Consider the following 12,663-nt stretch of genomic DNA (forward strand, 5'->3'; position numbering starts at 1 on the left):
ATTGTGAAATGTCTCACGATAAAGCGTATAATAAACGACTACTGATGTCGAAAGAATTGGTGAGGAAAAAAGAGAGGGTATATATATCAGACTGGGTTGGGCGCGCGCTCAGCATTACAAGCCTGACTTCAATGCTCATGATGCCCGCAGGCACGTACGCGTCGCTCCAACCAGACGCAGCACCATTCAACCCCGGAATTACGCTACAGGACGCGCAAACTAGCCCTCCGGTTGAACAAACCGCACCGATTATCACTTACAACGAAAAGACGGGTCTGACACGTGATACTGGTACTGATATGCAATCATGCCTCGACTTTGTCGTCTGCGGTACCGATTTAGGTATACCATTTCGTCTACCAAATGGCGCCAGCGTCGGATATCTTTTTGGCGACACGTTCGCAGTAAAAGGGCCGTTTATCAAAGACAGTGAGTTGCCACCGAGTGGTGATCAATACCGTGCACAGGTGATGCTACGATCAGATACGATACCGACAAAAGGTCAGCCAATCACATTTGACGGCGCAGCGGGCTTGGAAAGTGCAAATACAGGCACGGCACCAGAGTTCCTTGGCCAATGGCACATACTCGTCAACGATGGTATCAGTCTCCCCGACGGTAGTGTCGTCGTCTCGTATCAACACACCGTAGAGGTAAACAATCCGGCCGACAACACGTGGCACACTGATTATTCCGGATTAGCATGGAGCCCCGATGGTAATCACTTTGAACTTATGGGCCCACACTGGGAAAACACTCAGGACAACAACGACCCATTCCAGATGTGGTCCATGCAGCTCGATGGCGACTACGTATATATCGTCAGCGACCAAGCCGGACGTAAGTCAGGACCAATGATGCTCTTCCGCGTACGTTGGGATGATATGTTCAATGCAGACGCATATACATATTGGAATGGCACCGACTGGGGTAACAAACAAGATGCATCACCAATTATGGACGGCCATTTCGGTGAGCCTTCACTCCGTAAACTAAGCGACGGAACATGGGCGCTCGGGTACACCGACTACACAGGCGCACCCAAGATTGTCACGCAAACCCTGAAAAATCCGGAAACTGGTCCCGAAGGAGAATGGAACAAACCAAAAGTACAACTAACATGGCAACAACAACCCTTTCTCTACGGAGGATTCATTCATCCTGATTCGACCGCTGACAATCTTATCCTTATGGTGTCCGTGTGGCAAAAACAGAACGACGGTTCCGAGCACGGCAAGTTAGTTCAATATGACGTGTCACATTTAGTAGGGTCACTCTAGGTGCGCCTTTAATCTCAGCCGATTGGCACTTTATCCTTACACAAAAAGCCTATTGTGCTTATGTCAAAACTATGTTGAATATATTGTACACGGGTGTATAATGGCCGAAACTACACATCTCTGTAGCGCACCTAAAATCAGGAGGAAAAACAATGTCCCGCTGGTTCGTCTGTTTCTTCGCGACACTCGTCGCGATGCTCGGGCTGGCGGAACCAACGTCAGCAACTTCGTGGTCGCCACCGATGCCGCAAACACTAGTTATCGCACCGCTTTTGACACGAATTACAGGGGCCGACCTGAAAACCACATCCCAATTCGGTGGTGATTCGACGGATCTGATGATCCCGTTCACCCTTGAAAACGGCAGTGTTGGATTCTTGGGCGGCGATACATTCGATACGGCAACACCCGGAGTAGGAAATTGGCGTTCACCAATTCTACTGCGTTCCAACCAAACACCGGTGCCTGGTCAGCCGCTTGTCTTTGACAGTGCAGCAGGTATCAATGGCACCGGTCTGGCGCCGGAAATCATGCAGAATGCACACCAGAACGGTACTGAATACACCGTCATTCCAACCGACGGTATCAGCTTCCCGGAAACGGGCAACGAAATCGTATCGTACATGTCAGTTCATGCGTGGTGGCCGACGGACGACCAGGCGTGGTCGAATAACTATTCAGGCCTGGCATGGTCGCCAGACGGCAACCATTTTTATCGGATCGGACCTACGTGGGCCAACGATACGGTAAATAACGACAGTCCCTTCCAAGTCATGAGCATGCAACGGAATGGAAATTTCGTTTACATCATATCGGTGCGTGCAGGCCGTCAGCCGGCCACGGACGCCCCCATGATGCTGCAGCGAGTGCCGTGGAACAGCATGCTCGACAAGTCGACGTATCAATGTTGGGCGGGTACCAACGTATTTGACGATTCGTGGTCATCGGATTACTCGGCCTGCAAGCCGATTTTAACCGGTAGCTTCGGAGAGCCATCGCTACGATTATTGAGCGATGGGAAAACCTGGGCCATGTCCTACCTGGACACCAGTAGTCCCGACGCACCGTCGATCGTTACGCGAGGTGCTCCCTCTCCGGCCGGACCATGGAGCGTACCGAAAGTACAGCTGACCTGGGACCAAAACCCATTTCTGTACGGGGGATTCATCTATCCGCGTTCGACTCCGAAGAACTTACTGCTGATGGTCTCTACATGGGTACCGCCAGACTGTGGACTCGAACCACGCTATGACGTATCTGTGCTTAGGGGAGCATTGTAGACATGTAAGTAATCACTCCAACAAACCCCGAATGACGGTATCACAACCGTCATTCGGGGTTTTTCATATTTGGGCATATTTATAATAAAAAACTCATCTATTGTCAATAGTTATTACCTCTGTTATAATGGTGGCAGTTATGGCTACAAAATTACCAACTGTTGCAATCATCGGTCAAGCGAACGTCGGAAAGAGTTCGCTGTTTAATCGTATGGTGCGCGCACAGCAGGCAATCGTAGCCCGAGAAGCCGGCACTACCCGAGATAACGTACTAGGCAAGGTTGACTATCACGGGCATCAGTTCTGGCTAGTCGACACAGCCGGCCTCAAAGATCCCTCTGACGATTTCGAAGCCTCAATCCAGGAGCAAATCACCGAAGCTGCCGACACTGCAGACGTCATCGTTGTTGTCGTTGATAGCACACAGTACGTCAGCGACGACGATCGCTACATCGCTAAAAAGGCACTAAAAAGCAAAAAACCGGTCATACTCGTCACCAACAAAGCCGACCTCAAAGAAAGCCTCAAAGACGACGAGTTTAAGCGTCTCGGCATAAAAATGATTGTCCGCACCAGCGCCGAACACAACAGTGGCATCACTGATGTTCTCAATGAAGTCACTGCACACATTCCGGCGCGAACTGAAGAGCAGCCAGACGAAGTACTACGTATCGCACTCATCGGCCGACCAAACGTAGGCAAGTCATATCTGTTTAATACTCTTGCAGGCAAACAACAGGCCATAGTAGCCAACATCGCCGGCACTACTCGTGACGTGAATCGCGTGGCGCTTAGGTTCAAAGGTCGCGACATCGAACTGCTCGACACCGCTGGTATGCGTAAACCAGGCAAGCAAGAAGTAGGTATAGAAAAATTTAGCGTGTTGCGCACCCTACAAGCTATCGAACAAGCCGACATCTGCCTGTTGCTCATGGATGCAAATGAGCTAAACACGCAGCTCGACCAGCGACTTGCTGGTATCATCGACGAAGCAGGAAAGGGCATGGTTATCGTCGTCAGCAAATGGGATAGCGTCGAAGACAAAGACGCCTTCACGCGTGACGCCATCGCTCCCAAAATCGCCCGCTCATTCAAATTTACTCCATGGGCACCGCTTATCTTTACATCGAGCGTCACCGGGCAGAACGTAACAAAATTATTCGAACTTGCACTCGACATCGAGGCTCGACGCAATCAAGAAACCAAGACCCGAGTCTTGAACGATTTATTGCAAACTGCAATTCAAAAACACCCGCCAGCCGGGCTCAAAAACACGCACCCTAAGCTGCGCTATATCGTGCAAACCGATACAAACCCACCTTGGTTTGTCATCCACGGTAGCAATCTAAAGTTTGTCCACTGGTCTTACAAGCGTTATTTTGAACGCCTACTACGTGAGACCTACGACTACTCAGGTACGCCAATCAAGTTTAGTTTCATTGACGAAAAACAAGTCAAAAGCAACAAAGAACGAATCGCTCAGGGCAAAGATCCTGTCACCAAAAAATACAAACAAGAAAAGAATAGTTAATCCTTATTCAACGCGCGTCTGATCACTGATTGCGCGACGTTTCTGTGTGGCGCGAGGTAAGCGGCGCGGATCAGTCTGGTGAACGCCAGCTCCAGACGTCTTGCGCGTCCATAGCTGCTCGCGCGACATCTTAAACAACGTTGCTAATTTTTGATTAGCTTGGCCCTTACGATGAGATCTTTTTGATTTCTTTTTGTTTGTCATAGTATTTATATACCTCTAACTCTAGAGTACCACAAGAGAAATGCTCAATTACAAGCACAAAACCGTGTTCGGGTATACTAGTACTATGAAACTTGTTTTCGCCCAAGGTAATCCCGGTCGTGAATACGCTCGTACCCGTCACAACGTCGGGTTTATGTCGCTTGATTTTTATGCCGACAAACACCGCCTAGAATTCCAACCTAAATCAAAATTCACCGCCGACATAGCAGAGGTGATGATGAGCGGCGAAAAAGTCCTACTCGTCAAGCCGACGACATTTTATAACGAAACAGGTAGAGCGGCGCGTACGCTAGCAGATTTTTACAAAGTCGCACCAGAAGACATCCTTGTACTCCACGACGAGTTAGCGCTACCTTTTGGTACGCTTCGTACGCGCGAAAAGGGCAGCGACGCTGGCAACAACGGCATCAAATCTCTCAACGCGCACCTCGGCGAAAACTACGCTCGCATTCGTATCGGAACGCAAAACGATTTACTCGAAAAAATAGGCAGTCATGACTTCGTCTTATCAAACTTTAGCGCCGACGAAAACGAAAAACTTCAAAGTGACATCTTCCCAAAAATCGCTGATTTAATTAATGATTTTATAGCCGACAAGCACGCCAGCTCCAGTCACTCGCTCTAACGAACTTTGGCTTGGCGCTTTTCGAGTATGCTCGTAACGACAGCAGTTACGATAAATATTAATCCCAACGATCCTGTCAACCAATCAGGCGGTTCAACATAGTACAATTTTGCCAGCATCACCATGCCGAGTGCCAGTATTGCCCAGTGCGCGCCATGTTCCAAGTAGCGATATTTCGCAAGCGTACCCCTTCGTACCATATATACAGTGAGAGATCGCACCCATAACGCGCCAGCTCCCAGACCCGCCATAATAAGAAACACGCTGCTTGTAATGGCAAACGCACCAACGACGCCATCGAAACTAAACGACGCATCTAGAACTTGTAAATACATAAATGTCATAAAAGCTGCCATGCCTGTATATTGCTTTGTCTTCACAGCATGATTATTATGGCCGTTAAATAGCACTGAGAGGCTCTCTAGCCCGACATGCAGTGCAATACCGAGCAGACTGGCGGCAACCACAGCATCGCGCAGCTCCGGCGCTACAGTCAAGTAGAGCACTAGCGCGACAATCAACATTACGATTAATTTGAGAAACCGCACGCGCCCAGCACGTGACAACCACCGTTCTACGGCGGGCAACCAATGCACATCTTTTTCTCGATCCACAAAGTAGGCAAGACCAATCATCAGCAAGAACGTACCGCCGAACGCATCGATAAGAGGCGCGGCCTCATGTAACTTATGACCGTATTCAACAGGATGATTTAGTGCCAGATCAACAACTTCACCGCCCCCAAGTCCCGCGCTCGACATAACGATAAGTACCGGCAGCAAAAACCGCACTACAAACACCGCTATGAATATACCGACCGTCAAAAATAGACTTTGCCACATCGGACTAAGTTTCATAAGTATTTTGCTATTCACAACAGCATTGTCAAAACTGAACGTGATTTCAAGCAACACAAGTATGACATACAGCCAAAGCCCATCTAGTCCGCCATAAAGCGCCACCACGCCGCCCAAAAGAATAGTGAGAAGTCCAGAAACGGCAAATATCCGAAGCGGGTGATACTTATGCATAGGCATCATTATAGCAATTAAAAACCCGGACTTTTCTAAAAGAAGTAGTCCGGGCTGAAAGACATAGGAGAAATAGCTCTAATGCCTTTCGATTAAAGCTATCGTCGCTGATAGCCGTTAATCAGATAGGGGGGTCGTTAGACGTTTGTATCTTCAAACTCTCGTTGACAGGACGCCTGTTTACGGCAACGGTTCGCTTCGCAGATATGACCCGCGAACCAGACCGAAATGGCAAGAACGATCGCAAACTTCCAGGCAATATCACCGTGCACTGGAATACCCCATGGGTCACGATAAAACACAAGGCTGACGGCAGCCACAAAGACAAGCGCCAGCGAAGCAAGATAGAAATGAGTCAGCGCCAAATAGTCATACTGATTCAGCTCCCGATCCTGCGGTGCATGATTACCCATTTTTCTCCTCTGTCCATGAACCACAACGGTTGTGGTTCGAACTAAAAAGATTTGCTTGGGACAACATTGTCGCCAAACCGTTAACTATTTATACTACTTTGAGTATTATATGTCAATACCTCCCGCAACTACCGCCATGAATTGTTTCATAGCGAAAGTTGAGGGAGACAGAGGAGAAATGAGTCCGCTGCTCCCAATCCAACTCATCAGAGATGGTCAGATTTAGATTTGCATCCCGCGTAGAAGCGAGTTATCGCGATTTACAATACGCCGCGAAAATTTTTGCTGTGGCTGTCGTCCCACACGGGCTCACTCGACTCGTTCTGGTAGCCGAGCACGTAGTGAACGACCAGACCGGGCACGGCGAGCAAAATCGCAACGCCAAACAGTGCAAGCAGGAACATAATTCTCCTCTGTCGAATTGTAAGGAACGTAGTGCATAGTTACATACACTACTTATATTTATAACATATTTTATTATGTTAATCAAGTATTTATAAGACGCACCTCAGATTCATATCCTTAAAAACCAAAAGAGACCAGGTAAGGGTGGGCATCACCTGGCCTCATTTGGCCCTTCAACCCACCCGAATGGGGGATACACGAGTGAACGCATATCGAGGCGTGACCCACCTCACAACTTGGAGGTCCGCTGGTTAAAGGGGTTAGTATGCACGCAATGATTGTCAAGTTCCGAGGAACTAATTCTGAAAAGTGGAGGGTAGTTACTTTAAAGAAACATTGCATGCAACCTAACATAAGTTAGAATAGGGGGTATAAGGTGCGATTGGATGACCCGAGGGCCATCAACCATGTTCATATTAGCACGTATTTGACACAATGTCAACACTTTCTGACACAATTCCCATGAAAATCAACCAAATATCACCCCAGTCTAATAATTTCTTACAGATTATAGATTCCATTGTGCTTATGCCTAAAAAGTTGTATTATATTGGCACGTTGCCGGAGCATCGTGTACCGACAGTCGCAATCGTAGGCACGCGCAAACCAACTCCCTATGGAACGGAAGTCACCTCAAGGATTGCTGGCGACCTAGCAAAACGAGGCGTCGTGATTGTCAGCGGCATGGCGCTCGGTATCGACGCAATCGCACACAGAGCCGCACTCGATGCTCACGGCATGACGATAGCAGTGCAAGCAAACGGGCTCAGCAAGCTAACGCCAGCCACAAATCGCCAACTTGGTGAAGATATAGTGTCTCATGGCGGGGCAATCATTAGCGAATACGAGCCAACCATTCCGGCTCGCGATTTTCAGTTCTTGGCGCGCAATCGAATTGTCAGTGGTCTGTCCGACGCCGTACTGATTACCGAAGCATCCGCTCGCAGCGGCACGCTTAACACTGCACGACACGCACTCGAGCAAGGCAAGGAAGTCTTTGTCATACCCGGCAACATAACCAGCCCGCAGTCTGCCGGCTGCAACAGCCTGCTCAAACAAGGAGCAACACCAGTGACATGCGCAGAAGACATACTCGAAGTCATCGCTCCCGAGCTATTGAAACCTCAGACGCAATTAGCGCTCGGTGACAATCCTCTACAAACCAAAATCATCCAATTGTTACAATCAGGGACTCGCGATGGAGATGAGCTTCAGCGCCTTTCAGAAAGCGACGCTGGACAATTCGCAACAGAACTGACAATGATGGAACTAAGCAATACGATCCGCGCTCTCGGCGCCAACCAGTGGACCCTTCGCTAGCACTTGAGACGCGGTAGACAGCAAGCCCGAGATATGAAAAAATGGCTGGCATGATAGAAAAAGTTGGAGCGGTACTTGCATCAGCAACACTACTATCCGGGTGCGGTTCAAATATAGTCAATGCTTTAAATCTGACCCCCGCATATACAGAAATCAATCTAGATAGTCTACCCGAAACGCTGCCCGATGCCGTCACACAACAGATTCCTAACGTTGTCGCACTCACCGACAACATTCCATTCCTTTCTCAAACAGAATATTGCTCTGGAGTACGCGTAGACCAACGCGACTATTTAAGCGCGGGCCATTGCGACTACCAGCTTGCAAGTAATGCGCTAACACTTTGCGTAGACATGTCTATCAGCAGTCAATCAGCAATCACCGCAGACGGCGAATCAATCCCGGTTATTAAAAAAGCCGGAACCTTTACTGGCGACACCAGCGGAAAGGTTAACATCGTCCTCAATAACGCTCCAGAAGATGCTCTCCTTGTTGAAACGGCATACGAGCCTCTTCCTTACTCAACACCGACACACTTTAGAGATTCTTCTTCGGAAATTTCACCCGGAACGCCGCTATACCTCGTTAATTACGAGCCGACAGCAGACAATAGACTACGATCGCCCTACGCGAAAGACCTATACGCTAACGAACTACAGGCAGGCCTCAACAAACCAGCAATCTTCGGTGCTATCGCTTTAAAACAGTTTTCAGACGGCACAACTATGGCTATCGCGGGCATCAAATCATACAGCATGCCACCAGAGACTGATGCACGCGGGGGATCAAGTGGTGGCCCCGTCTACGACGCAGCTGGCAATCTAGTCGGCACAACTATCAATCTCTTTAATTACTCGTCACTTCCAGAAGTAGAAAACGACCTTGGCGTAACTTTCAAGAACTCTTCTAACGAAACTGGGGTTAACGTATTTCTCATACAAGACTCAACGCCATCGCTCATCGATGATCTGCAGGCGAAACAACAGCCGACCGATGGCTGTTAATTAGTCATTTTTAATTCGCAACTGCTTAGTCAGGGCAAACGTCGATAAAATACCGACAAATTCTCGTAACATATCCGTATCGCGTACATTGCCTTCGGTCGTATTAACATGCCAGACAAACTTCTCATTACTTGAAAGTGTCAGGTAATCAAGAGGCTCATAAAACAGTTCTTGTCCGCACGTCTCTCGCCGATCATCAGCTTCCACCACTTGGATAGGTTGACTATCTTCACGACGCACTACGAAATCCCGGCCCGCACGTTCAGTCTCTACGACAATCCGTCGTGGATTATATATTTCGCCACTATTGATAAGTAGATTTTCATCTCTTGTCGGCACGCTTAAAGGTATGGTCGCCAAGCTCAGCTCAGCAAGGTTTTTGTGTATGTGAGTGAAGCTGTGAACAGACAATTCATAACTAGCAGCATTTTTCATAATGGATAACATCGTGACACAATATATATAAGAAGTCAATTATGTGGGCAGATATCTATTTTATCCTTAAAATATGATATAGTAGGCTCATCGTTGCCCACATCCGTCGGGCAATCGTAGCTTGATAAACCAGCTGAAAGGCTTAAAACATGGATATGAAGCGAAGCTTTTACGTAACCGACTCGAAAATCAGTGCAGTTTCGTGGTCACACGACCTACACCCTTTGACGCGACTACAGATCAGAATCGCGAACATCGACGGCGTTCAGAAGGTAGATGCTCCAGTTTTTTACATCGACATGGCCACTAATGATTTTGTCTGGAAGTATTCCGTCGAACGAAAGACCACGGCGACGTGGCGCTCCATTGTGACGGCTCTTGCGGCCGCGCATGAAGATTTTTTTCGTACATGCGCACCGTCAGACTATGACGCCGTCGTAGATTTCGATGTCGATACAGCCAACTTACTAACCGGAATATACGGCAAGTTCTATCGTGCCTGCACACAATCAACCATCGATTGGCAGTCACAAGAACCAACCGAAGACGAGCCGTACATATTAGTAGGTGAGTGCGGACACTTTGCCGTTCGACTTTCATAGCTGGTTCACGTCAGGCAACCGCCGCCCTCAGGGGCGGCCTTGTCTTTTCTTGACAAAGTTGCTTTCTTGCATACAATTATTCGTTGTGCCATGCTAAAGAGATGGGGTGCGGCATATAAATATATGACAAAGAATCTAGTTATCGTCGAGTCGCCAGCCAAGGCAAAAACGATCGAGAAATATCTCGGTCGTGATTTTGTTGTCTTGTCTTCTATTGGTCACATCCGCAGTATCGTCAAAAAGACCACAGACGGCACGCCGCCAATCGACGTCAAGAATGACTTCAAAACTCAATACGAAGTCGACCCAGAGAAGAAAAAAGTTATTACAGAACTAAAAAAGGCCGTTAAAGTTGCCGACACCGTCTGGCTTGCAACCGATGAAGACCGCGAAGGAGAGGCTATTGCCTGGCATCTTTGCGAAGTCCTGAAACTTGATCCTGCTACAACGAATCGGATCGTATTTCACGAAATCACAAAGACCGCCATCGAAGAGGCTGTTAAAAATCCTCGTACCGTTGATATGCATCTGGTGCAAGCACAACAAGCTCGACAAATCCTCGACCGCATCGTCGGTTTTGAGCTCAGTCCGGTCGTATGGCAAAAAGTTCCTGGTGGTAAATCTGCCGGTCGCGTCCAATCGCCAGCAGTTCGTTTACTTGTCGAACGTGAGCGCGAGATTACTGCGTTCGAAGGCTCGTTCCAGTTCAAGGTCACTGCGATATTTATGCAGGGTAAGGATGAGATAAAAGCCGAGTTACCACAACGTTTCAAAACTGAAGAACAAGCTCAACAATTTCTTGAGAGTCTGCTCGACGCCACCTTTACGGTTACTGATATTGCCACTACGCCAGGTACACGCAATCCGACGGCACCGTTTACTACAAGTACTCTCCAGCAAGAAGCAAACTCGCGCCTCAGTTTCGGAAGCAAGGCAACCATGGCCAGCGCGCAAAAACTCTATCAAGCCGGTAAAATTACATATATGCGTACCGACAGCGTCAATCTGTCAGGGCAGGCTATTGCAGCTATCAAAGATTTCATTGTTAGCAAGTACGGCGCCGACTATAGTCAGGTTCGTCAATTTAAAACCAAGTCATCTGGCGCCCAAGAAGCTCACGAAGCCATCCGTCCAACAGACATGGGCCTAGAACAGGGCAGTTCTAACGAATACGATCAAAAATTATACAACCTCATACGAAATCGTACACTCGCCAGCCAGATGGCACCTGCCAGGCTCGAGAAAACTACCATCACTATCTCTATCAGCTCATCAAAAGAAACATTCGAAGCTAAGGGCGAAGTAATCTTGTTCGACGGATTCCTAAAGGTCTACGGTACAAATAAAAAAGAAGACGACATTTTGCCAGCAGTAACGAAAGGCGACTTGTTGCAATTAAACGAAGCAACCGCAAAACAAACCTTCGCACGACCCCCAGCACGATTCACTGAAGGTAGTTTGGTTAAAAAGCTCGAAGAGCTCGGAATTGGACGCCCGTCAACTTATGCAACTATTATCGATACCATCCAAACTCGTGGCTACGTACTGCGTGGCGAGGGAGAAGGCACAGAACGCGATACAATTGTCTTGTCTTTGAAAAACGATACGGTTAACAAAGAAGTGATCCAAGAAAAAACCGGCGCCGACAGAGGCAAACTGGTACCGACTCCAGCCGGTGAATTGATTGCCGATTTTCTAGGCGAGCATTTCGAACAAGTTGTCGACTACGATTTCACAGCCAAAGTAGAAGAACAATTTGACCAGATTGCGACTAATAAACTAGCGCGAAATGCCATGCTAAAGGCATTTTACACGCCATTTCACAAACTCATCGAACAATCTGGCGGCATTGACCGTAGCAAAGTAGGGCAGTCGCGTACCATAGGTACCGATCCAAAGACCGGCAAGCTCATCACCGCCCGCTTTGGCCGCTTCGGTCCCATGCTACAACTTGGCGAAGCAACCGACGACGATAAGCCACAGTTCGCACCCATGCCAACTGGCGCGAAAATTGAATCCGTCACATTAGAGCAAGCTCTCGTAGCCTTTCAGCTGCCACGTCTTGTAGGCACAACCTCCGACGGCAAAGAAATCAAAGCTAACATCGGCCGCTTCGGTCCCTATATCCAAGTCGATAAATTATTCGTGAGTATCAAACCCGAAGATCCGCACGATATCACGCTCGAAAAAGCCCTTGAACTCTACGAAGCTAAACTCAAGGCTGAAGCAGAAAAAAACATTGCCGACTTTGGTGATGGCGTTAAAGTTCTCAACGGTCGCTGGGGGCCCTATGTTACTGACGGCAAAAAGAACGCCAAGATTCCGAAAGATACTGATCCAAAATCAATCACTCACGAACAAGCAAAACAGATGTTAGATGAAGCTCCGACCTCTAAAAAACGATTTGCGCGTCGCAAGAAATAACCCTATTAATACATATTTATATTGACTTTGCTGAAATTAAGTCTAGTATTATCTTACTAGTCTCCACCTGTGAGGCTCGAATTCCCTC

General features: G+C 48.1%; 13 protein-coding genes. 8 read left to right on the top strand and 5 right to left on the bottom strand.

Features of this window, described 5'->3' with window-relative positions; all coding sequences use genetic code 11:
* Window positions 1-8: 8 nt before the first annotated feature.
* From H6797_04445 to der, 3 genes are all read left to right on the top strand, one after another.
* Complete coding sequence (locus H6797_04445) at window positions 9-1,280, top strand: DUF4185 domain-containing protein (GenBank protein ID USN96295.1); 1,272 nt, start codon at window positions 9-11, stop codon at window positions 1,278-1,280.
* A gap of 152 nt (window positions 1,281-1,432) precedes the next feature.
* Window positions 1,433-2,560: a DUF4185 domain-containing protein gene (locus H6797_04450; GenBank protein USN96296.1), complete on the top strand. Its 1,128-nt coding sequence runs from the start codon at window positions 1,433-1,435 to the stop codon at window positions 2,558-2,560.
* A gap of 139 nt (window positions 2,561-2,699) precedes the next feature.
* Complete coding sequence (der, locus tag H6797_04455) at window positions 2,700-4,091, top strand: ribosome biogenesis GTPase Der (protein USN96297.1); 1,392 nt, start codon at window positions 2,700-2,702, stop codon at window positions 4,089-4,091.
* A gap of 3 nt (window positions 4,092-4,094) precedes the next feature.
* Here the strand turns inward: der and H6797_04460 are convergent, their stop codons facing one another.
* The gene (locus H6797_04460; protein USN96298.1) at window positions 4,095-4,295 is read right to left on the bottom strand and encodes a hypothetical protein; all 201 of its coding nucleotides are present in this window, start codon (window positions 4,293-4,295) and stop codon (window positions 4,095-4,097) included.
* Window positions 4,296-4,380: 85 nt separating this feature from the next.
* Here H6797_04460 and H6797_04465 point away from each other — a divergent pair, with 85 nt between their 5' ends.
* Entirely contained in the window at window positions 4,381-4,941 is a 561-nt protein-coding gene (locus H6797_04465) for an aminoacyl-tRNA hydrolase (GenBank protein USN96299.1), read from the top strand.
* Here H6797_04465 and H6797_04470 read toward each other — a convergent pair.
* The 3 genes from H6797_04470 to H6797_04480 all read right to left on the bottom strand — a co-directional run bounded on the left by H6797_04470 (window position 4,938) and on the right by H6797_04480 (window position 6,789).
* Window positions 4,938-5,972, bottom strand: coding sequence for a DUF475 domain-containing protein (locus H6797_04470; GenBank protein ID USN96300.1), 1,035 nt, complete (start codon window positions 5,970-5,972; stop codon window positions 4,938-4,940). The two genes, H6797_04465 and H6797_04470, sit on opposite strands and share 4 nt — an antisense overlap.
* A gap of 137 nt (window positions 5,973-6,109) precedes the next feature.
* Window positions 6,110-6,385, bottom strand: coding sequence for a hypothetical protein (locus tag H6797_04475; protein ID USN96301.1), 276 nt, complete (start codon window positions 6,383-6,385; stop codon window positions 6,110-6,112).
* 260 nt (window positions 6,386-6,645) lie between these two features.
* A complete protein-coding gene (locus H6797_04480; GenBank protein USN96302.1) occupies window positions 6,646-6,789 on the bottom strand; it encodes a hypothetical protein in 144 nt (47 codons plus the stop codon).
* A gap of 463 nt (window positions 6,790-7,252) precedes the next feature.
* Between H6797_04480 and dprA the strand changes: the two genes are divergently transcribed.
* Window positions 7,253-8,110 carry a DNA-protecting protein DprA gene (gene dprA / locus H6797_04485; GenBank protein ID USN96303.1) on the top strand — a complete coding sequence of 286 codons (858 nt, stop codon included), beginning with the start codon at window positions 7,253-7,255 and terminating at the stop codon, window positions 8,108-8,110.
* 50 nt (window positions 8,111-8,160) lie between these two features.
* Window positions 8,161-9,114 carry a trypsin-like peptidase domain-containing protein gene (locus H6797_04490; GenBank protein ID USN96304.1) on the top strand — a complete coding sequence of 318 codons (954 nt, stop codon included), beginning with the start codon at window positions 8,161-8,163 and terminating at the stop codon, window positions 9,112-9,114.
* Here the strand turns inward: H6797_04490 and H6797_04495 are convergent, their stop codons facing one another.
* On the bottom strand, window positions 9,115-9,561 hold the full coding sequence (locus H6797_04495; GenBank protein ID USN96305.1) for a hypothetical protein: 447 nt from the start codon (window positions 9,559-9,561) through the stop codon (window positions 9,115-9,117).
* Window positions 9,562-9,704: 143 nt separating this feature from the next.
* Here H6797_04495 and H6797_04500 point away from each other — a divergent pair, with 143 nt between their 5' ends.
* Complete coding sequence (locus tag H6797_04500) at window positions 9,705-10,151, top strand: hypothetical protein (protein USN96306.1); 447 nt, start codon at window positions 9,705-9,707, stop codon at window positions 10,149-10,151.
* Between the two features lie 123 nt (window positions 10,152-10,274).
* Entirely contained in the window at window positions 10,275-12,575 is a 2,301-nt protein-coding gene (gene topA, locus H6797_04505; GenBank protein ID USN96307.1) for a type I DNA topoisomerase, read from the top strand.
* Window positions 12,576-12,663: the final 88 nt, after the last annotated feature.

It is taken from the genome of Candidatus Nomurabacteria bacterium (genome assembly GCA_023898645.1).
Lineage (GTDB): Bacteria > Patescibacteriota > Saccharimonadia > Saccharimonadales > Saccharimonadaceae > UBA2112.

Excerpts from the sequence above, each read along its gene's own strand:
- dprA (USN96303.1), top strand. The coding sequence starts at position 7,253 with ATGAAAATCAACCAAATATCACCCCAGTCTAATAATTTCTTACAGATT.
- H6797_04495 (USN96305.1), bottom strand. The coding sequence starts at position 9,561 with ATGTTATCCATTATGAAAAATGCTGCTAGTTATGAATTGTCTGTTCAC.
- H6797_04470 (USN96300.1), bottom strand. The coding sequence starts at position 5,972 with ATGCATAAGTATCACCCGCTTCGGATATTTGCCGTTTCTGGACTTCTC.
- H6797_04450 (USN96296.1), top strand. The coding sequence starts at position 1,433 with ATGTCCCGCTGGTTCGTCTGTTTCTTCGCGACACTCGTCGCGATGCTC.
- H6797_04465 (USN96299.1), top strand. The coding sequence starts at position 4,381 with ATGAAACTTGTTTTCGCCCAAGGTAATCCCGGTCGTGAATACGCTCGT.
- H6797_04480 (USN96302.1), bottom strand. The coding sequence starts at position 6,789 with ATGTTCCTGCTTGCACTGTTTGGCGTTGCGATTTTGCTCGCCGTGCCC.
- H6797_04490 (USN96304.1), top strand. The coding sequence starts at position 8,161 with ATGATAGAAAAAGTTGGAGCGGTACTTGCATCAGCAACACTACTATCC.
- H6797_04500 (USN96306.1), top strand. The coding sequence starts at position 9,705 with ATGAAGCGAAGCTTTTACGTAACCGACTCGAAAATCAGTGCAGTTTCG.
- H6797_04445 (USN96295.1), top strand. The coding sequence starts at position 9 with ATGTCTCACGATAAAGCGTATAATAAACGACTACTGATGTCGAAAGAA.
- H6797_04460 (USN96298.1), bottom strand. The coding sequence starts at position 4,295 with ATGACAAACAAAAAGAAATCAAAAAGATCTCATCGTAAGGGCCAAGCT.
- topA (USN96307.1), top strand. The coding sequence starts at position 10,275 with ATGACAAAGAATCTAGTTATCGTCGAGTCGCCAGCCAAGGCAAAAACG.
- der (USN96297.1), top strand. The coding sequence starts at position 2,700 with ATGGCTACAAAATTACCAACTGTTGCAATCATCGGTCAAGCGAACGTC.
- H6797_04475 (USN96301.1), bottom strand. The coding sequence starts at position 6,385 with ATGGGTAATCATGCACCGCAGGATCGGGAGCTGAATCAGTATGACTAT.